The following is an 18123-nucleotide window of genomic DNA, read 5'->3' as shown; positions in this document are numbered from 1 at the left end:
ATCGTTTGGAATAAAAAAGAATCCATATTAATCACTCTTGATTAATATGGATTCTTTTTCTTTTCATGCGGTTCTTAACAAGCAAACCAACTTTCCCCCACGTCTAAAGCATGTTCTCCTTTATTGCAAATGCCGCAGTTTGTCGGGATTGCCCACTATATAGATGGTCTGAATCCGATTTCCATTAAAAGCGAAGGAATAGACATACTTCAGGTCATCATCCATTGTTAGGATCAGTCCCGGGCTCCCATTGATGGTGGCAAAGGAGAAGGTAAACTTTCCTGCATGCATTTTCAAAAGGTTTTGCAGCAATCGGATGACGCCTGCAGCGCCGAAAATAGGCACCCTTGCTGTTGTTACCTTTCCGCCGCCATCCGCGTACATCGCGATATCTTCGCTGACAAGTTCCAATATTTGCGTAATGTCTCCATTTATGAAGCTGTGGACAAACTCTTTTATTTTTGTTTCCATAATCGTAACGGATGGCTGTTGGTCGGGGGTAAAATCCATACTTTTCTTGGCGCGGTGGAAAATTTGGCGACAGTTCGCACTGCTTTTGTCGAGAATTTCTGCGATTTCATCGTAGGAGTAATGAAAGGCCTCGCGAAGCAAAAAGACGGCCCTTTCGTTGGCATTGAGCTGTTGCAGCAATAGCAAATAGGCTGTGGAGATAGACTCTTGTTGTAAAAAGGCCTGTGAAGGGTCATTTGCCGGGTTCTCTTTTTCAAGCAACGGTTCCGGCAGCCAGGGTCCGACATACACCTCGCGTGTCTTTGCGGATGACCGGAGTAAATCAAGACACCGGTTGGTGACAATCTTGCAAAGATAGGCTTTTTTGTTTTCAATCGTTTCGCGGTTAGGGAGCTGGTTAAAGGCAATAAATGCTTCTTGCACAATATCCTCTGAATCCATGACGCTGCCCAACAGGCGATAGGCTAAAGAAAAAAGCAGAGGTTGATAGGCTTGATACAGTGTTTCTACACACATAATTCGGTATCCTTTCTGACGTTCAATAGCTGTGAAACAGCACGTTTCGCACTGGCCACAGATGCGTCTACGAGCAGCTCCCCATGCGATGCCCAATCACCGGCGACATAGAGCCCTTCAATTTCAGGTACTGTGGGACCTGGATTTTCGATTCGATTCAGATGAGGAAAATCATGAACCACCGTCATCTTGGGCAGATACTGCCGGGCAACCACGTGATTTCGCCAACCGGGTTGAGCAAGATCTAACACCTGTTCTAACTCTCTTTCATCCTGTTCCGGGTCCGATTGCGGGCCCAGATATTTGAAAAGGGAAACTACTTGTGTCTCATCGTCACTTAGGATGGCTGGGCGTGGTTTTCCGTTACGTGAATGGTTGGAAAGTAAAATTGGTTGATCCATGCCGTAAATAAATTGGTGTTTAGGCTTGGGAAGCTGGCGTAATCCAACATCGAGACAGGCAACAGTAACAGCGAGGGCTTGCTTTTTCCATGTGTCAAGTGCAGTTTTCTCTGCATGTGGAACTAGTTTGTGAGCAATGGAGGGCGGTGTTGTCAGAATAACATTTGCTGCTTCTATTTTACCTCCATCGGCACATAAAATCGAGCGGACTTTTTGTTCATGATGTTCGATAGAAGCTACATTGCAATTGGTGACTACTTTTACCCCCAGCTGGACAGCGTGCTCATGAAGCTCTTCCACGAGAGACCCCCAGCCTTTATCCAGATAGAATGCCCCATGCAATGCATGTTGCAGATGCTTTAAAGCCGGTCCGGCCGGGTGTAAATCAGGTGCAGCCACATAGGTAGCTGTTCGAAGCAGCGCATAGAACAAGTTTCGTAGCATCGGATCCTGTAATTCCGTTTCAATCCAATCCCGGATGCTGATTTGATTCCAGATGCTCGTGTCCATTTTTCCTAATTTTATAAACCATTTTGCAAATTCGAGCTTTCCTCCCCAAGTCAGAAGCGGACTTTTAATGAGGGAGGAAACGTTCATTGGCATGGTCAATAATTGATTTTTCCATAAGCCGAAAGCATCAGCAGATGGTGAGCCCCCTTCTAAACGCAGTCCAAGTTCGCGAAATGTTTTATACGCTACCCCATTATACAAGGCATGACCGCCTAAATTAAAATAGACACCCTGCTTTTTATTAGTAATGGCCCTACCACCCAACCGTTTGCTTTGTTCTAGAACAATCGTTTTCTTTCCTGCCTTTGCGGCATAAATCGCGGCAGTTAAACCCGCAATTCCCCCGCCTACAATCGCAACATCATATTTTGTCAATGTAATCACCCTTTTCGATGGTTTACAAACATAACGGGTGAGCGAATGATTTTGTGACAAAAACAAGTTAAACTTTTTTGAAGGTTATTGTCCTCTTGGGGAAAAATGGAAATGGGAAGGGATATGCTCCGAAGTTGATGAAGTACCGCAAAAATAAGCGTTAATTCTAACTCCCGGTACATGAAATAGTGATTTCAACTCATAATGATAGTAGGGGGTATAAACAGATGAATTTCAGTTGGTTACTTGGGCTTATCATGTTGTCTCAACAAGTGACGATGCCAGGAAATTTAGTGATCACACACAACGGCCATCCTATCTCAGTTACTGACGGTACTAATTTTGCGATACACTTGCCATTCTTAGCCATTATCGATACAGAAAAATTCCAAAAATTCATGGACGAAATCGATCAGCAGGTTACGAAAAACCCTAAAAACGCAATGATAGATATTAATGGGAATATTATTCCGGAACAAGTCGGTTACCATTTAAACCGCGAAGTTTTCACAGAAAAAATTTTTTCTTATTATTTTAACAATACTTCATCTGAATTCGCTGTCCCTTTACAAACTACTTTTCCAATGGTCGACAGTGAATTACTTGAAAATATAAGAGCAAAAAAAATTGGGGAATATGTTACATTCTTCAGCTCCAATAACAAAGAAAGAAACAATAATATTTATCTTGCTGCAAATGCCATTAATAATTATGTACTTTTTCCAGGTGAAACATTTTCCTTTAATAAAGTGGTTGGTGAAAGATCGGCAGGAAAAGGATATCTGCCTGCCACTGTCATTGTAAAAGGGGAATATGCAGAAGACTTGGGCGGTGGAATTTGCCAAGTATCCTCTACCCTTTTTAATGCAATCGATAATGCAGGTTTAAAAGTCGTTAAGCGTTATTCACACAGTAAAGAGGTTTCCTACGTTCCACCAGAGCGGGATGCCACCGTCAGTTGGAACGGGCCTGATTTCATCTTTAAAAATGAATACAACCAACCTATACTCATTCATGCAAATGCGTTAAAACACAAATTACAAATTGAAATCTATTCTTCTGATGTCATCACTTATATGCCTAAGGAGGTTCCATACCTTCCTGCTCGGCAACATCCCCCAAAGTAAAGAGATACTTTGGGGATTTTTAGTTTTCATCAAAGGGATAGGTTTTTTCATGGCAGTAATAAGATTTTACCCGTACTTTTTCGGCTTTCTAGAAATCGGTGAGCTTCTTGTCCATCTCTTAACGCAAAAGTTGTTGGCTCCGATACTTTTACTTTTCCTTCTTCTATCCATCTAAACAGCTCTTTCGATCGTGTCACTCTTTCTTCCCTAGAAGTGAGAACATTCCAAAGATCTCCCCCCGTTAGAGTTTTTGAGGTATCCATCAACATACGGGGATCAACTGGCGCCGGATCTCCACCTGCCATCCCATAAAATACAACTGTACCACCGATGCGCGTAACAGCAAAACTGTCCATGAGTGTAGAGCCTATGGATTCATAAACAACATCCACCCCTTTGCCGTTTGTTTCTTCCAGAACTTTCTGCTTCCAGTCATCCGTGTACTGGAGGACCAAATCCGCTCCCACTTTTTTTGCCGCTTCAACTTTTTCCTTGGAAGATGTTAAGCCTATTACCTTACCACCAAGAAGCTTTACAATTTGAACAAGAAGCTGCCCGACACCTCCTGCTGCTGCGTGTACTAAGACAACATCATTATTTTTTACAGCATAGCTGTCCCTTGTAAGATAATGTGCAGTTAGCCCTTGAAGGAGTATAGATGCAGCCTCCTTAAATGAAACTGATTCTGGCAGAGGTATCAATTTTTCATATGGAACAGCTACTAGCTCCGCATTGGCATATGGAACATCAGCAAATGCAATACGGTCTCCTGAGCTTATACCTTGCACTTCTGCTCCTACTTTTTCTACAATTCCGGCACCTTCATAACCTAAAATATAGGGGGGCTCCCCGGCCAGATGATAATTTCCTTTCCTTCTATAAATGTCTGCAAAGTTTAGGCCAATTGCTTTCATTCTTACAAGAATTTCATCCGGACCGATGACAGGATCCTTTACTTCGCAATATTCCAGGACTTCCGGACCTCCAAATGTATTAAAAACAAGTGCTTTCATATATAAATACCTCATCTCTAGGGTTAATTAATAAAGGCAATACTAACGTGTGAACCAGTTCAAGTTTAAAACCACTTTCTTTTATTGTTAACATAAATAGGTCTGTATATCTACTACCCTCCTCTACCTCCTTTTGGCTGACTCCTGGTGTCCCATCACCTTTGAAACTGTTGTCGATCCCATGAAAATGAATGGTATGTGGTTCCTTTTGCTAGAATAGACACCATCATTATTAATTTGAGTATGTAATTGTTTAATCGTTAGGTAACGAATTGTAGGGGGAATCTATTCAAAATCAAAATGTTTGAGGAGAAGGCCGGATTCTTTAGCGAAACCGGCCTTTTTTAAAATATGAGGTAGAAAGGAGAGAATTTGCCGTGGAACAAATCATCTCATTTATCAATGAGGTAGATTCCCTATCGTTGCGACCCTCTATCTGCTTTATCGAATAGAATCCAAGCTAGATTTAGTCCCCACACCTCACCGGGTAGTACAAACACCTTCACCAATCCCTCTCATCACCCGCCGCCCCTCTTTAAAGGTGGCAATTTCTTTTACCCCTTTTTCCAAAAGGGTTTGTGTATTCTGTTCAATAAAAGACCCAATATCATCAGGAAAATGAGAATCGGATGAAGTGGTAAAACACACACCCGCATTGACTAAGATGTCCAGGAACGCTGGGCTTGGACACATTTCTTTTACAGGGTAACGGTAATAAAGCCCGGCATTTATTTCGGTTGCCGTGTCGGTTTCGACAAGAGCTTTCGCTATTCTTTCATAGTGAGGGACGAGAAAGGCTTCGTCTGGTCGGTAATTAAATACCTTTAGATTATCCAGATGAGCTACAAACTGAAAGATGTTGCTGCGAATCGCCTTTTCGACCTCAGCAAAAAAGTCCTTATATAAATCGACTAAATTATAATGATGAAACCGATTTTGGGTGTCCGGATTGTCAAATCCCCAACCGTACATATAATGAACAGAGCCAATCACAAAATCCCACTCATATTTCTCAATGAGCCCCTTTAATTCCGCTTCGCTTCCGGAAAAGTAGTCTGCTTCCAGCCCCAACCGTAATGTGACGCCTTGTTGCGCCCAGCGCGGCTTCGCTTCATGAATAGATCGTACAAAATCCCCCATTGACTCCGTCATGACCTGGTTCAGCCAAACCTGCTGTTTGGTTCCGACATCGGAATCACTCAGGTCAAGATTCTTTTCAAAATAAGCCCGTGATTCCTTAAAACGGTATAGATGGTCGACTATGCCTACCTCCTTCAGCCCTTTTCGCTTGGCTTCAAGCAAATAGAGATCTAGCCAGGAAGCATCGTATGCGCCTCGTTCTAGCCGTGCTGCCAGCCGCTCCATGCTTTTTTTCAGCCAGCCCCTGGTATGCGGCTTTTCTTCCAGGGGACTGAAATGGTTTAACGCCTGATTGGTACGGTCTAGCCAGCTTAGTGAATAAGGGCCTTCTTCAAGATGTAAATGATAATCAACCTTCATGTTTGTCGCCCGCCTTTGACTGTAATCCATTGAAGCATCGTATCCATGCCCGTTTCTTTCCATGAGTTTGGCATGTCTTGATCACAAATCACATGATCAATTTTCGTTATCGGACAAATTTTATAGAACGATTCATGGTTAACCTTAGAGGAGTCGGATAGCAGAAACACTTGGTTTGCCCTTTCTACCATCGCAGTGGATACTAAACATTCCTCAAAATCATAATCACTGATATCCGTTAAGGTAATGCCTCCACAGGATAAGAAGACTTTATCAAAACGAAAGGATTCCAGTGTTTTGCAAGTCATGGCACCGACAATCGATTTTTGTTCAGGAATCGTAACGCCGCCAAGTACGATGACTTTCCCTTCAAATTCTTTATTTTCCAAACTGCAGTTAAGTTCTTCTGCACAAGCGAGGGAATTAGTCACGATCGTCACTCCCTGAACACTCGAAATCGCACTTGCGAGATGAACGGTCGTCGTTCCAACATCAATCATGACGGTATCTCCGTCTTTGATAAACTCAGCCGCTTTTCTCCCGATAGCTTTTTTATCAGAGATCCTGACATTCATTTTTTGGGAAAAATGCGGTTCGCTTTTCGTTTGCTGATACTTAATCGCCCCGCCGTAGACACGCGTCAATTTTTTTTCTTTTTCGAGGATGTCCAAATCCCGCCTGATCGTTTCAGGCGTTACCTCAAGCTCACCAGCAAGAGAAGTGACCAATATTTTCTTCTGTTTTTCGAGTTGCTGTAAAATGTATTCATGACGTTCTGTAACCAGTATATTCATGACAGTGGAATCACATCCTTTTTATGAAGATAAAGAGTTTTCCGAGCTCCTTCCTGCACATCTTCATCTGATTGATGCAGGTGTTCTGCTGTCACCACGATTCCATTTGAACTGAACTCATAACGAGTGATATTTCCGAGCATCATGACCTTATTGACTCGGCCGGAAAACGTATAGCCATCCTCCATGTACTGGGCACTGAATGCCTCTGGTCTGATCGCGTAAAGTCGATTTGAAAATTCCCTTTCCGAGGTGGCAATCGATAACTCCGAGCCTTCGAGAACATTATAATTACCAATAAATCTTGCGACAAATTCACTGCCCGGCTTGGTATAAATCTCATGAGGCGTACCGGATTGGGCAATCCTGCCTTCATTTAAAATATAAATCCGGTCACTCACAGCCATGGCTTCCTCCTGGTCATGAGTCACGAGGACAGTAGTAATATTCAATTCCTGCTGGATGGTGCGCAGCTGCTTCTGAAGATTTTTCCTAATCTGTGCATCCAGGGCACTTAAGGGCTCATCGAGCAGTAATACCTTCGGCTCAGTGACAATGGATCTTGCCAAGGCGACACGCTGCTGCTGGCCTCCTGACAATTCCCTTGGATAGGCATTTTCCTTCCCTGCCAAGCCTACCAGCGCCACCATCCGCGCGACCTTTTGTTTAATAGTTTCGCTAGGAATCTTTTGCATTTTCAGGCCAAAAGCAATATTTTCAGAGACTGTCATATTCGGGAATAGTGCGTATGATTGAAAAACCATCCCGATTTGCCGGTCTTTTGCCTTGACATTCGTGACATCACAGCCATCAATCTTGATGACGCCCTGTTCTGGGCTGGTTAATCCCGCAAGGATTCGCAGCAAGGTACTTTTTCCACAACCGCTTGGTCCCAGCAGGGTAACAAATTCTCCTTGCTTAAATGATAGATTCAGATCATGCAGGACGGTTTGTCCTTTAAAGGCCTTACTAATATTTTCAATGGTGACATAGCTCATTTTATAAAGTCTCCTTTCTTGACCGTGTTACTTTGACAATGATAGAAGATAGAATGGAGATTAAGATAAAATAGCAAATGACAATGGCACTTGCGATATGCCCGCTCACATTCAATTTTTTATACAAGTAGACTTGAACGGTTTCGAAGCTCCCGCCTATTAATAGATTCACTAACACAAATTCCCCGAATAAGATTGAAAATGACAGCAGCGACGAAACCAGTACGCCCGGCATAATATTCGGTAAAATGACTTTTAAAAAAGCGGTAAATCGGCTAGCCCCTAATATTTCAGCCGCCTCCATAAGCGAAACGGCCTGAATGTTCCGCAGGCTATTTCGGGTCCCCTGGTACATGTAAGGGAGAATTCCAACAAAATAGGCGCCCACGGTGACAACAACCATTGGCATGCCACTGTTCGAATAAGCCCTGATTAACCCTACCGCAATAATCACACCCGGCATGGCATACGTTAACACAATCAGGGCCTGGATAAATTTCTCCAGCCTTGGTGCGTAGACCACAATCGAGAAGATCGCCGGAACCATGATGAGCAGGGAAAGAATGGTTGCCCCGACTGAAAGGATGAGAGACCGTCCCATTGCTTTTAAAAATAACGAATCACTAAAAAGCTCCCCGTACCAGTGAAATGTTAAGCCCTCGGGCAAAATCGTTTTATGCCATTGAGTGGAGAAGGAATAAATGAGCGTCCCAAGCAGCGGTACAAGCAAGTATAAAAGGACTGCTCCGATCGTAAGATAATGAAAAAATGGGCGGTTCTTGTTCACGATAAATCCCTCCGAACCTTGCGCGTTAACCACTCATTGAGAAGCATCGCTCCCACAAGGGTTAATCCTAACAATCCCGCAATCGCACTGCCAAGCTCAGGCTTGGCAAAAATATCGCCAGTCGTCAATGCGCCAATTCGGATCGTAACCAGATTATAGGTGCTTCCCGTTAACGCATAAGCGGATGCATATGCTCCCATCGCATTGGCGAATAGAATACTAAATGTACCGGCAATGCTTGGAAGAATAATTGGGATACCAATCCGCAGCCAAAACTGCGTGGAGCTTGCCCCGAGCAGAGAAGCGGCTTCTTTCCAGTGCTTATTTATCCCCTGGTAGACCGGGTAAAGAAGCATAACGGCCAATGGCAGCTGAAAATAAAGATAAATAAGAACAAGGCCAGACCAGGAATAGACATTAAACGAGCTTAGCGTTTCCCAGCCGAAATGCTTAAACAGCAAGGTGAATAAGCCACTGTTTCCTAACAGAACAATAAAGGCAAAAGCTAACGGAATGCCTGCAAAATTGGATGTTAGATTAGCAAAAATCAACACTCGATTTTGAATACGACTAGAAAAATGCGTGATGGAATAGGTGGCAAAAATGGCTAAGAGCGTTGCTATGAAACTGGATAAAAGCGAAATCAAAATACTATTCTTAAACGCTTGGCGGTAATACTCATTCTGAAAAATTTCCTGATATTGCTTGAATGAAAAACCAGTGCCCCCATCCGCCTGAAAACTTCCATATATCATAAAAAATAAAGGAATGAACAGGAACAGAAGAATCAAGAAAAGAAAGGGGATGAGACTAGCGACAAGCATTCCATTTATTTTTTTCAATGAAAAAACTCCTTTATAAACAGTGGTTACTCTGATAAAACCCTTTAAGGAAAAAGGTGCCTCCTGAAAGAAGACACCTATTTTAGTTTCGGAAAGGACAGCTTTTGCATGGCTGACGATGGCTGGATTTTTAATAACTCGCAAGCCAAAGGCGCAATTTGAAGCTGGGGAATGACCTCTTCATAAATGCCATGCTTCATCTTATCCGTGATGATAAATAATGGCACATCTCGGTCAGCTGCTGTCGTACCGCCGTGCTGGCCGTCATGATTCATGCCATGATCGGCTGTCACAATAATCTGGTAACCTGCCTCCATCCATTTGGGAAGAATATTCGCCAATAGTATATCAACAGCAATCACACGATTCCGATACTCTTTGGAATCAGCTGTAAATAAATGGCCATCATTATCAATATTCATGGAGTGGACATACAGGAAATCCGGTTCATACTGATCCATTAAAAAATTAGCATCAGAAAATAGATGGGAATCAGGATAATGGTCTTCCCAGTAGAAAATACCATGTTGAATGGCTTTATCAGTATTCAATTGAATTCGGTCTGTCATCGGATGAAAGGGCGCCGAATTATACAATTCACTTACCCAGTAGTAAGAGGCGGTCGCATTTTTTAAACCAGCCTTGTTTGTTAAATGAAACAAGCTTTCTTCATGAGACAACCGAACCGTTTGATTGGATGTAATCCCATTTTTATAAACCGGCGTACCTGTTAAGAGCACCTCATATAGCGGCCGGGAAAGGCTCGGCAGCTCAGATTTGACCTTAAATCTCGATGCTTTTCCCATTTCGATCAAATGGTGCAGATAGCCCATTTGGGAAATCGCGGTGTCATAACGCAGACCATCGAGCATAATAAAAGCTAGCTTATTTGACATTCATTAACACCTTCTCTTGCCATAATGAAAGCAACTGCTGCATGCCTTGTTCCCATGCTTTCGGATCTGATACGGGTTTCGCATTTTTGTACATGTCATTTGGCAGCAATTTTGCTTTCGCATCTTCAGGCAATTTTACATTTTCACGGATTGGACGAGCATAACCGCGTGCCAGGTTTGCTTGTCCTTCATCTGAAAAAATATACTCACGGGCAAGCTTGGCGGCATTTGGGTTTTTGGCATATTTGTTAATAACCGATGCATATCCAGAAATAACGGATGCCTCCTGAGGGATGACAACATCAAAGCGGTTCTTGTCAATCTGGTCCCTATACCCAAGACCATTGAAGTCCCAAACGATAGCTACATCTACTTCACCCTTTTCTAATGCCGTTAAGTTGACATTATTCGTTTGAAGACGACCTTGTTTAGCCAGCTTGGCAAAGAAATCGATACCAGGTTTAATATTCTTCTCATCCCCGCCGTTTGCATAGGCCGCGGCCAACACACCGTATTGAGCCTGACTCGCTTTTAACACGTCTCCAATCGCAATCTTGTAATCGCCGGTTTCAAGATCCTTCCATGTTTTCGGAGGATTTTTCACATTCGTTTTATCGGTCAAAAAGGCAATTGTTCCGGTATAACCAATCATCCAGTCCCCGTTATCATCCTTCGCCCATTTCGGAACGTCGTCCCAATGTGAAGTTTTAAACGGAAGCGTTAATCCCTTTTGTTCCGCTAACGGCCCGAAGGATGCGCCAACATCGCCAATATCTGCCGTGGCATTTTCTTTCTCCGATTCAAATTTTGCCAGCTCTTCCGCACTGGACATATCAGTATCCATATGTTTAATACCATATTTGGAATCAAGATCCTGCCAGGTCCCCTTCCAGTTTGCCCATGTGTCCGGCATTCCGACAGAGTTTACTTGACCCTCTTGTTTAGCATTCTTGATCACGTCTTCAACGGAAACTTGATTTGAAGCTTGGACATTCTTTGTGTCCTCATTTTTATTTGAACAACCTGTAAATATCGAAACAGATAAAACTCCTACTGCAGCCATCGTTAAAACAGAACCTTTTCTCATCGAAACAACCCTCCAGAGTTTGTTTTTTGTTTGTTTGTATTTGTTTTACACTTTTTATCATACAAAGCAAAAGTAAAACACGTATTAAACAAATGTAATGATTTCATAAAGGTTCTTTAATAGAATGTAAATTCATGCTTGTTATGAACCGAGCCAGAAATAAACGACAAAAAGAAGTTGATTTTTTTACAACCAACTTCTTTTTACCTATTATAGATAAAACTCTCCTACCGAATCGTTAACGTACGATCGGATTCACGTCCAAAACCATCTACTGATTTCATGGGGACGGTTCTTTTGCTTCACTTACAAGAAAAATGAAGCACTAGAACCGTCCCCATGCATCACACGATGTATTTCAACAAATTGTTGCTCCTGTGCAACCTAACCAAACGTTTGTGTAAACCGATTTAAAGTCTTGGCGCTAGCGGACTTTTTCTTCCGTTAAGGCCAAAATGCTTGTCGGTCAGACAAACGTTTAATTAGATTGCCCCTAGATATTGATATATCAACGTTTCTGCTCCTTTTTTCGTGAGAAATTTAATGCATGTTGTCAGATTATGGCGGTTCATTTCTGGCGGTGTATCACAACCTCGGGAATCTGCTAATTTTCACTAAAAATCTACTACTGCTTTCTCACTCAAACGTTTGGTTAAAAGCTAAAAGACTATTGATTTCATAGACTTTTTACTTCTAATTCCGGCAAAAATTTTGTCATTTAACTAAACGTTTGTTTAGTATCTGCGTGAACCTTTCCGGCAATTGGATTTATATTGATTTTGGCAGCAGAAGTATGTCGAAATCTAATTCCACCGCCATCTTAACTTGGTTCTATTATTATTAATATACACGGAAGCATCATTTGGACGCATCTCCCATTGATGGCCTAATACAACGCTAATTCATAATTACTGTATTATATAGTAATTTTGCTTTTTCTGAGAATAAATGAGGACTTTGCTCTTTTAACAAATCTTTAGGATGAATATGCATGGCATTGCCTTTATGTGTTATTGCATATAAAATTAATTCTCCTGCTTTCTCCATTTTCCCATTAGGATTATTTGAGATCTTAACAGATAAAGATGCATGGTTTACACAAGCACCATCATGACCAAGGTTAACTTCACATACTGCTAAATTCATCATTAAATCTGAAAGCACCTCAAAATATGAAAACCAATATTGGTTATTGCTAAATAACCTATTTTTGTAACTTTTACAGAAATATTCTATCATTTGAACAAATAATGGCTCCAACCCTTTTTTGGCTAAATCATAATCACCTTGATTGATCATATGTAGACATATGATATTAATCTTTTGTGAAATGTCTGTATAATCCAATAAACCATCCGATGTATATCTAGTCGTTAGTATTTGTTCAGATACTTCCATGTATTTTTCTGAGATTTTAGTAGCGTTTTTTGCGCATGGATGGCTTTGAATATATGTAAGATTTTTCAAGTGTCTATACACTTCACTCCACATAGAGTATGGGACTTTACTTTTATGTACAACCATATCTAAATGGTCACTAAAATCTATTGCACCCCAAGAATTAGTGAATACCATTTCTATTCCCTTTTTTATATCACAACGGGTAGATGGATCATATTTCATTAGTAATAGAGAAGCGACAAATTCAATTGCTCCATGTTCACCAAATCCTGCTTCATTTTGATATTTATTGCTTAAATCTCTATAGTTAGTATCAAGAATATATGTAGTTTCCTGAAAAGATAATAATTTGACGTAGTTGATAAAATCTAGTTGATCACCAGAATTTTCTCGGTCTCTTTTAAAATCTTCTCCGCTTACCTTCTTATCCGTACGCTTAGCCAGCTTTTCTTCGCCATTAGTTCTGGATTGTATAATATTATTTTTAAAACTAGCTGACTGGTCATCTTTACTCGGAGGAACATAGACAACATATGGTTTCGGTTTTAGTATATATCTTCGCTCACCATTTAATGATTTAAAGAATCCTATGATAGGATTTCTGAATATATAAATAATGATAGAAAGAATCACTAAATATATTACTCCGCTTGTAAATACTGCTATAACACCCCTAAAAATTAATTCTAAAATAAATAGAATGAATTTAAGAACAATGTAAAGTACGGCAATACCTCCGACCACCAAACCCATACTTTTAAAATATTTATTCATTCCACACCTCATTATGTAATATGAATGTTTCTTGTTTTATAAGGGGATAAACCTAGAAAAAGGCAAGACATTTTCAAATCGCACATAAAATCTATCTTCTAATAGTAACGGATGATTGTAGTAAGTTGTTTAATTCGGAGGCATCTCAGAAGGTTTCAGTGTATCGTAATCCGGGGAGAGGTATATATTTTAGCAGCAGTGAAATGTCGAATCATATGAACCGGTCGAATCTACATCGTGCTTGAAAAAGAAAAGGATCCCTCACAAAACTCTATCAATCTTCCAAAAAATCGGGTTATGACAGGCATGGGTAATAAGTACCAACCCCCTATTTATGTTAAAATATATTTACATATAATGGGGGATTTTGTTAATGAAGAAAGCATTAGTGCAATTACAGAGTGATCCAAGGTTTTTGACGTATTTAAACAATTTTAATAGGGAATATTTTCAGGATTTAGGTGCAGGTGACTATGTTGGAAACGATTTATTGTTTTTTATCGTAACTAGCCAGGCCGTTAAGAATAATGATATGGCGGTAAAACTAGTAGAAGCCTCCTCTTATAAGGACTATGTTGTTGGGGAGTTCCTAAGAGAATACTTCAATCTTAAAACAAATAAACATTTTGAAATTTTAAAATCGATTGATTCAAAAATGAAAGAATCCGCGGCTATTTTCCTATTGGGTACATTGTTTGACATTAGCGGTCTGGGCTTGATGATTAGAATGGATGACGCCAAGTCTGCAGCCCAGATACGAAATCAACGAGCGCTCTTGAGACAGCAGTATCGGGAAGAAGCAAAAGCGAATATTAAAAAAATCAAACAACGCCGTCGGCAGCAAAATCCTTGGAAAAAACGATCGCTCATCCAATTTTTCACTTTCAAGAAACCTAAGCTGCAATCCAAAAAGACATTAACCAATGAACTACATTCTAAAACACCTGCAGCAGCAACAACCAAGACCAAAGCTAAAAACAACGATACGCTTAACCTAAAGAGATTCAAGTTCATTGGTCAGGTAACCTACTTAAGAAAATATAGTGATGACATGATGGAGATGAAAATAGAGTTCATAAAAGGAGAATTAAAACTTAACGATCGGGCCGCGATTCGGTACAAAGGAAATGGAAAAGCCCTGGATTACGTATGGATTAAAGACATAAAGGAATGGAATAACGGCTACCAACCAGTCCAGTCTGCTAAAAAGGCAGGCATTTATTATATCTATTTTTATTCATCAGGTGGTAGCGGCTCCTTAGTTCACGGAGATATGAAACAGTTATTATTAGTTAGAGAGTAATAGATAGGAGCGATTGAGGTGGCTTTTTTTCGGACAGTTGGTAAAGGTATTGGTAGTTTGGCAGGCGGTGTTTTGGAGGCGGCGTCAAACTAGCGGGAAAGGCAGTTAAATCCGAATGGGTAGAGGAAGTCGGAGATGGAATTAAGCTGGCATCAACGACTGCATTAGATAATGCCGGTCAGTTCATCGATGGAGCCGTAAAAGGCACATACGGAGTCATCAAGAAAGACGAGCAGGCAAAGAAAGAGGGCTTCAGCGATTTGAAAGACTCTGGCGGCAGAACGCTTAAAGGGATTGGCAGCACCATCACCTACACAGCAAAAAGCGCAGGCACCACGTATGAAGGCTTAAAAAAAGGCGATAAGGAACAAGCACTTCAGGGTGTTAAAAACATCGGAAAAGTAGCGGCCATTTCCATGTTAGCGGTAGGTGTAGCCGATCTTATTGATGGGGCCGATATTGTTGATGCAGAAGACCTCGATACAAGAAACGACCATTTAAATGGAGAGCTTCATCCCGAAACAGGAGTACCCTTTATCGAGAAAACCGTAGAATTACCAAGTGGTGAATACATGACAGGTACCTTCCCTGTATTTGAAAGTGACGTTGAAGTTCAGTTGCCGGAAGAGCTTTACCTTCAATCAGACAATGTCCATTTCTCCTTCGCGAATCATGAATTATATGAGGCAATCCAATCAGATTCAGCTCTAGCTCAACAAATAGGGCTAGACCAACATGATATCGCGCAGCTAGGACAAGGGAATACTCCTGAGGGGTTCACCTGGCACCACAATGAAGAACCAGGCGTCCTTCAACTCGTCGATGAAGACGTCCATCAAAACACTGGCCATACTGGCGGCAGGGAAATTTGGGGCGGCGGGGTTAGGTAAGTTTTCAAAAAAGTATATCCTAGGTGGGATATCTTCTATGAACAAATAAAGAGAAGTGTTGCTAACACTTCTCCCTGCACCCTTTACCGTTAGGTTTGTGGTTTGTGGCTTGTGACTGTCACCTACCGATTTTTTGTAAATTTATATTTTCGATCATCTGTACCATTAACTTCCTCAAGGTAAATTACATTTTCATTGACTAGGCTTTCTAAATAGAGGCAAACGATTGGATAAATCTTAGGTTTCCCTGTTATGTATCTTTGGCCAGCGACGATGTGATGTTTAATCAATAATTCACAAATAATCCGCACGCTAGAAACGGTTTCAAGGTAGTGAAGAACTTTATCTTTTATAGCAGCTGATAAGTGATTAGTTACAGGTTCAAGTATCTTCCTTTTTTCTTGAACTGGCGAATAGTCCTCTGTATCTTCAAATAACTCAAATTCAAATGTAAATTGATTAGATTCCTTTGTGTAATCATCGGTTTCGCTAGATTCGATAATGGATGGTGGAGTTTCAATGACTCTTGAACGTTCCAATTCTCTTTTTGATAAGAATTCGTTAATTAATAACCTTAACCGTTTTATTTGACGTTCAAGCAACGGTAAGTTGTTTTCAAGATGGTCACTAATATCTGTTGGAAGGACAACCTCACGCGGAATGGATGGGAATACTTCCTCCAGGGTCCAATTCTGTCTGATTTTATCCAGCAACTCATCCATTTCATAGTCAATGGTGGTAAATCCCTTTATGATGGCATTTACTAGTTCACCCGGTATTCCAGTATGTTCTTCAAAATGAGTAATTCCAAAACGCCTTAGCTGCTTTGTACTCTTATGCTTCACAATATACTGATATCGTAAAGGCCGCCCACACTCACAAGGAGTTTCAGGATTCACAAACCCATTATCGATATAATCTTCTAATATCCATTCATCCAGTAACATTTCAATTTCATCAATAGATGCAGATTCAGGCAAAATAATGCCTTTATCAATGGCCATTTGATTAGCAAAAACAGTCTTTTTTCCTCTCTTAACGTGCTCCTGGATGAAAGTCCTTTGCTGTTCAGTCAATAATGAAAATAATGATTCGCGTTCATCACTTGTTAGGACGATAGTCATTAGTTGCACCCAACCCCCTTCGCATTATCTATAGTAATTTGTTGTCTAGGTTGAATATGTAAAACTTCAGATAAGCAATCGTCACAGTATAATTGGTTTCTATGATCTTTAATAAAATCTAGAACTAATTCTGAGTTTGTCATTTAAACAACCCTTTCATTACACATTCTAAAAATTAAACCCTATCATCTAGATTATAGCATTTTAGTAAAAGTCATCCATTTACTTTTTGCTAGATTAATAACATTGTACTAACTGCCAGATCACAAACTGGCTCAACAAAAAGGCAATGTCAATTAAACATCGCCCAAAATAACTTCTATTTTATATTAATCTTCTGTTCCCAATACATCTGTATTTGGGGGCTCATAACCCATCTGGCGGAGCATGGCTACTATTTGTCCCTTATGATGAAACTCGTGAGTTATGGTGTGCATGAGCAATTTACGAGGAGTAATTGATAATAGTTCAGGTGCTTCTCTCCAAGGAATTTCTCTCTCAATTAGCACGTTTAATTTATGTCCATGTAGTTCTAATAATTCATTTACGATTGAATCTACTTGTTCAAATCGTGCTATTATTTCCTCTAAACTGAGATTATGTAATTCTTCTCTTGGAGTAAGTGGTTTTTTCGTCTTCAATAAAACAAATGAGCCAAGCCACGCAACATAGCAATCTGCTATATGAACCAATGAGTCTCTTACACTTTGCCAACCGAAACCATTTGTTTGAGTAAAATGATTAGGATCTAAATTCCTACAAAAATCTAACAGATTTCCCCTAGTCTGCCGAACCCATCCATATTCTTGTTGAAGCATCCAAACACCCACCTTTAACAGATATAACTACTTATTCTATACATGTATAGAAAAAACCTTTCCCTTCTTTCACCAACAGCATTTCGCAAATGAATAAATTGGAGGTACCGGTTTGAGTTCAGAGAACGATTTGGAAACAGGGTGGAGATAATCCAGTTAATGTAAGCCGTTTTGAAAAAAAAAAAGACAACCAATTCAGGTTGCCTTTTTGTTTGCCTGGCAGCGTCCTACTCTCACAGGGACTTGCGTCCCAACTACCATCGGCGCTGAGAAGCTTAACTTCCGTGTTCGGGATGGGAACGGGTGTGACCTTCTCGCCATTACTACCAGACCTATTTATTTAGAGGTTTCATTCCCTCAAAACTAGATAACGCAGAAGAAGTTTAGTAAAAACGAGTTCACCTTACTTAATATGACTTGGTTAAGTCCTCGATCGATTAGTATCAGTCAGCTCCACACGTCACCGCGCTTCCACCTCTGACCTATCAACCTGATC

The 18123-nt window shown here is 40.7% G+C and carries 16 protein-coding genes, 1 rRNA gene and 1 pseudogene; 3 read left to right on the top strand and 15 right to left on the bottom strand.

Annotation, left to right across the window (positions count from 1 at the left end; all coding sequences use genetic code 11):
• Positions 1-120: 120 nt before the first annotated feature.
• Complete coding sequence (locus KHB02_RS25190; protein WP_213143758.1) at positions 121-987, bottom strand: RNA polymerase sigma-70 factor; 867 nt, start codon at positions 985-987, stop codon at positions 121-123.
• Positions 978-2279, bottom strand: a complete 1302-nt coding sequence (locus KHB02_RS25185; protein WP_420848118.1) for a phytoene desaturase family protein — start codon at positions 2277-2279, stop codon at positions 978-980. Before KHB02_RS25185 ends, KHB02_RS25190 begins: the two co-directional genes overlap by 10 nt.
• Positions 2280-2500: 221 nt before the next feature.
• On the opposite strand from KHB02_RS25185, the gene KHB02_RS25180 reads away from it, so the two are divergent.
• Positions 2501-3400 (top strand): VanW family protein, encoded by a 900-nt coding sequence (locus KHB02_RS25180; protein WP_213143756.1) that lies wholly within the window; start codon positions 2501-2503, stop codon positions 3398-3400.
• Positions 3401-3447: 47 nt separating this feature from the next.
• Here KHB02_RS25180 and KHB02_RS25175 read toward each other — a convergent pair whose 3' ends face one another.
• From KHB02_RS25175 to KHB02_RS25130, 10 genes and pseudogenes are all read right to left on the bottom strand, one after another.
• Positions 3448-4428, bottom strand: coding sequence for a quinone oxidoreductase family protein (locus KHB02_RS25175; protein ID WP_213143755.1), 981 nt, complete (start codon positions 4426-4428; stop codon positions 3448-3450).
• Positions 4394-4609, bottom strand: a pseudogene (locus tag KHB02_RS30090) (hypothetical protein); the annotation flags it as partial. The gene KHB02_RS25175 and the pseudogene KHB02_RS30090, both read right to left, overlap by 35 nt.
• A gap of 284 nt (positions 4610-4893) precedes the next feature.
• The gene (locus KHB02_RS25165; protein ID WP_213143754.1) at positions 4894-5913 is read right to left on the bottom strand and encodes a histidinol phosphate phosphatase domain-containing protein; all 1020 of its coding nucleotides are present in this window, start codon (positions 5911-5913) and stop codon (positions 4894-4896) included.
• Positions 5910-6707, bottom strand: a complete 798-nt coding sequence (locus tag KHB02_RS25160; RefSeq protein WP_213117275.1) for a DeoR/GlpR family DNA-binding transcription regulator — start codon at positions 6705-6707, stop codon at positions 5910-5912. The genes KHB02_RS25165 and KHB02_RS25160 overlap by 4 nt, the downstream gene beginning before the upstream one ends.
• On the bottom strand, positions 6704-7705 hold the full coding sequence (locus tag KHB02_RS25155; protein WP_213143753.1) for an ABC transporter ATP-binding protein: 1002 nt from the start codon (positions 7703-7705) through the stop codon (positions 6704-6706). Before KHB02_RS25155 ends, KHB02_RS25160 begins: the two co-directional genes overlap by 4 nt.
• A 1-nt stretch (position 7706) precedes the next feature.
• A complete protein-coding gene (locus tag KHB02_RS25150; RefSeq protein ID WP_213117273.1) occupies positions 7707-8492 on the bottom strand; it encodes an ABC transporter permease in 786 nt (261 codons plus the stop codon).
• Positions 8489-9316 carry an ABC transporter permease gene (locus KHB02_RS25145; RefSeq protein WP_213144459.1) on the bottom strand — a complete coding sequence of 276 codons (828 nt, stop codon included), beginning with the start codon at positions 9314-9316 and terminating at the stop codon, positions 8489-8491. Before KHB02_RS25145 ends, KHB02_RS25150 begins: the two co-directional genes overlap by 4 nt.
• 95 nt (positions 9317-9411) lie before the next feature.
• On the bottom strand, positions 9412-10230 hold the full coding sequence (locus tag KHB02_RS25140) for an alkaline phosphatase family protein (protein ID WP_213143752.1): 819 nt from the start codon (positions 10228-10230) through the stop codon (positions 9412-9414).
• Positions 10220-11317, bottom strand: coding sequence for an ABC transporter substrate-binding protein (locus KHB02_RS25135; protein WP_213143751.1), 1098 nt, complete (start codon positions 11315-11317; stop codon positions 10220-10222). The genes KHB02_RS25140 and KHB02_RS25135 overlap by 11 nt, the downstream gene beginning before the upstream one ends.
• Positions 11318-12214: 897 nt before the next feature.
• Positions 12215-13492 carry a hypothetical protein gene (locus KHB02_RS25130; protein WP_213143750.1) on the bottom strand — a complete coding sequence of 426 codons (1278 nt, stop codon included), beginning with the start codon at positions 13490-13492 and terminating at the stop codon, positions 12215-12217.
• Positions 13493-13865: 373 nt separating this feature from the next.
• Here KHB02_RS25130 and KHB02_RS25125 point away from each other — a divergent pair, with 373 nt between their 5' ends.
• A complete protein-coding gene (locus tag KHB02_RS25125) occupies positions 13866-14795 on the top strand; it encodes a hypothetical protein (protein WP_213143748.1) in 930 nt (309 codons plus the stop codon).
• A 260-nt stretch (positions 14796-15055) separates the two neighbouring features.
• Positions 15056-15685 (top strand): HNH endonuclease, encoded by a 630-nt coding sequence (locus tag KHB02_RS25120; RefSeq protein WP_213143747.1) that lies wholly within the window; start codon positions 15056-15058, stop codon positions 15683-15685.
• A 122-nt stretch (positions 15686-15807) separates the two neighbouring features.
• Here the strand turns inward: KHB02_RS25120 and KHB02_RS25115 are convergent, their stop codons facing one another.
• The 3 genes from KHB02_RS25115 to rrf all read right to left on the bottom strand — a co-directional run bounded on the left by KHB02_RS25115 (position 15808) and on the right by rrf (position 17958).
• Complete coding sequence (locus KHB02_RS25115; protein ID WP_213143746.1) at positions 15808-16809, bottom strand: DUF3895 domain-containing protein; 1002 nt, start codon at positions 16807-16809, stop codon at positions 15808-15810.
• Between the two features lie 329 nt (positions 16810-17138).
• Positions 17139-17627 carry a DinB family protein gene (locus KHB02_RS25110; RefSeq protein ID WP_213143745.1) on the bottom strand — a complete coding sequence of 163 codons (489 nt, stop codon included), beginning with the start codon at positions 17625-17627 and terminating at the stop codon, positions 17139-17141.
• 214 nt (positions 17628-17841) lie between these two features.
• A 5S ribosomal RNA gene (gene rrf, locus KHB02_RS25105) occupies positions 17842-17958 on the bottom strand.
• Positions 17959-18123: the final 165 nt, after the last annotated feature.

Origin of the sequence: Neobacillus citreus, from assembly GCF_018343545.2 — a bacterium.
GTDB classification, from domain to species: domain Bacteria; phylum Bacillota; class Bacilli; order Bacillales; family Cytobacillaceae; genus Neobacillus; species Neobacillus citreus.
This window is presented reverse-complemented; position numbering and strand designations above follow the sequence as displayed.

Excerpts from the sequence above, each read along its gene's own strand:
- KHB02_RS25190 (WP_213143758.1), bottom strand. The coding sequence starts at position 987 with ATGTGTGTAGAAACACTGTATCAAGCCTATCAACCTCTGCTTTTTTCT.
- KHB02_RS25145 (WP_213144459.1), bottom strand. The coding sequence starts at position 9,316 with ATGCTTGTCGCTAGTCTCATCCCCTTTCTTTTCTTGATTCTTCTGTTC.
- KHB02_RS25110 (WP_213143745.1), bottom strand. The coding sequence starts at position 17,627 with ATGCTTCAACAAGAATATGGATGGGTTCGGCAGACTAGGGGAAATCTG.
- KHB02_RS25155 (WP_213143753.1), bottom strand. The coding sequence starts at position 7,705 with ATGAGCTATGTCACCATTGAAAATATTAGTAAGGCCTTTAAAGGACAA.
- KHB02_RS25135 (WP_213143751.1), bottom strand. The coding sequence starts at position 11,317 with ATGAGAAAAGGTTCTGTTTTAACGATGGCTGCAGTAGGAGTTTTATCT.
- KHB02_RS25175 (WP_213143755.1), bottom strand. The coding sequence starts at position 4,428 with ATGAGGTATTTATATATGAAAGCACTTGTTTTTAATACATTTGGAGGT.
- KHB02_RS25165 (WP_213143754.1), bottom strand. The coding sequence starts at position 5,913 with ATGAAGGTTGATTATCATTTACATCTTGAAGAAGGCCCTTATTCACTA.
- KHB02_RS25140 (WP_213143752.1), bottom strand. The coding sequence starts at position 10,230 with ATGTCAAATAAGCTAGCTTTTATTATGCTCGATGGTCTGCGTTATGAC.
- KHB02_RS25180 (WP_213143756.1), top strand. The coding sequence starts at position 2,501 with ATGAATTTCAGTTGGTTACTTGGGCTTATCATGTTGTCTCAACAAGTG.
- KHB02_RS25130 (WP_213143750.1), bottom strand. The coding sequence starts at position 13,492 with ATGAATAAATATTTTAAAAGTATGGGTTTGGTGGTCGGAGGTATTGCC.
- KHB02_RS25115 (WP_213143746.1), bottom strand. The coding sequence starts at position 16,809 with ATGACTATCGTCCTAACAAGTGATGAACGCGAATCATTATTTTCATTA.
- KHB02_RS25160 (WP_213117275.1), bottom strand. The coding sequence starts at position 6,707 with ATGAATATACTGGTTACAGAACGTCATGAATACATTTTACAGCAACTC.
- KHB02_RS25125 (WP_213143748.1), top strand. The coding sequence starts at position 13,866 with ATGAAGAAAGCATTAGTGCAATTACAGAGTGATCCAAGGTTTTTGACG.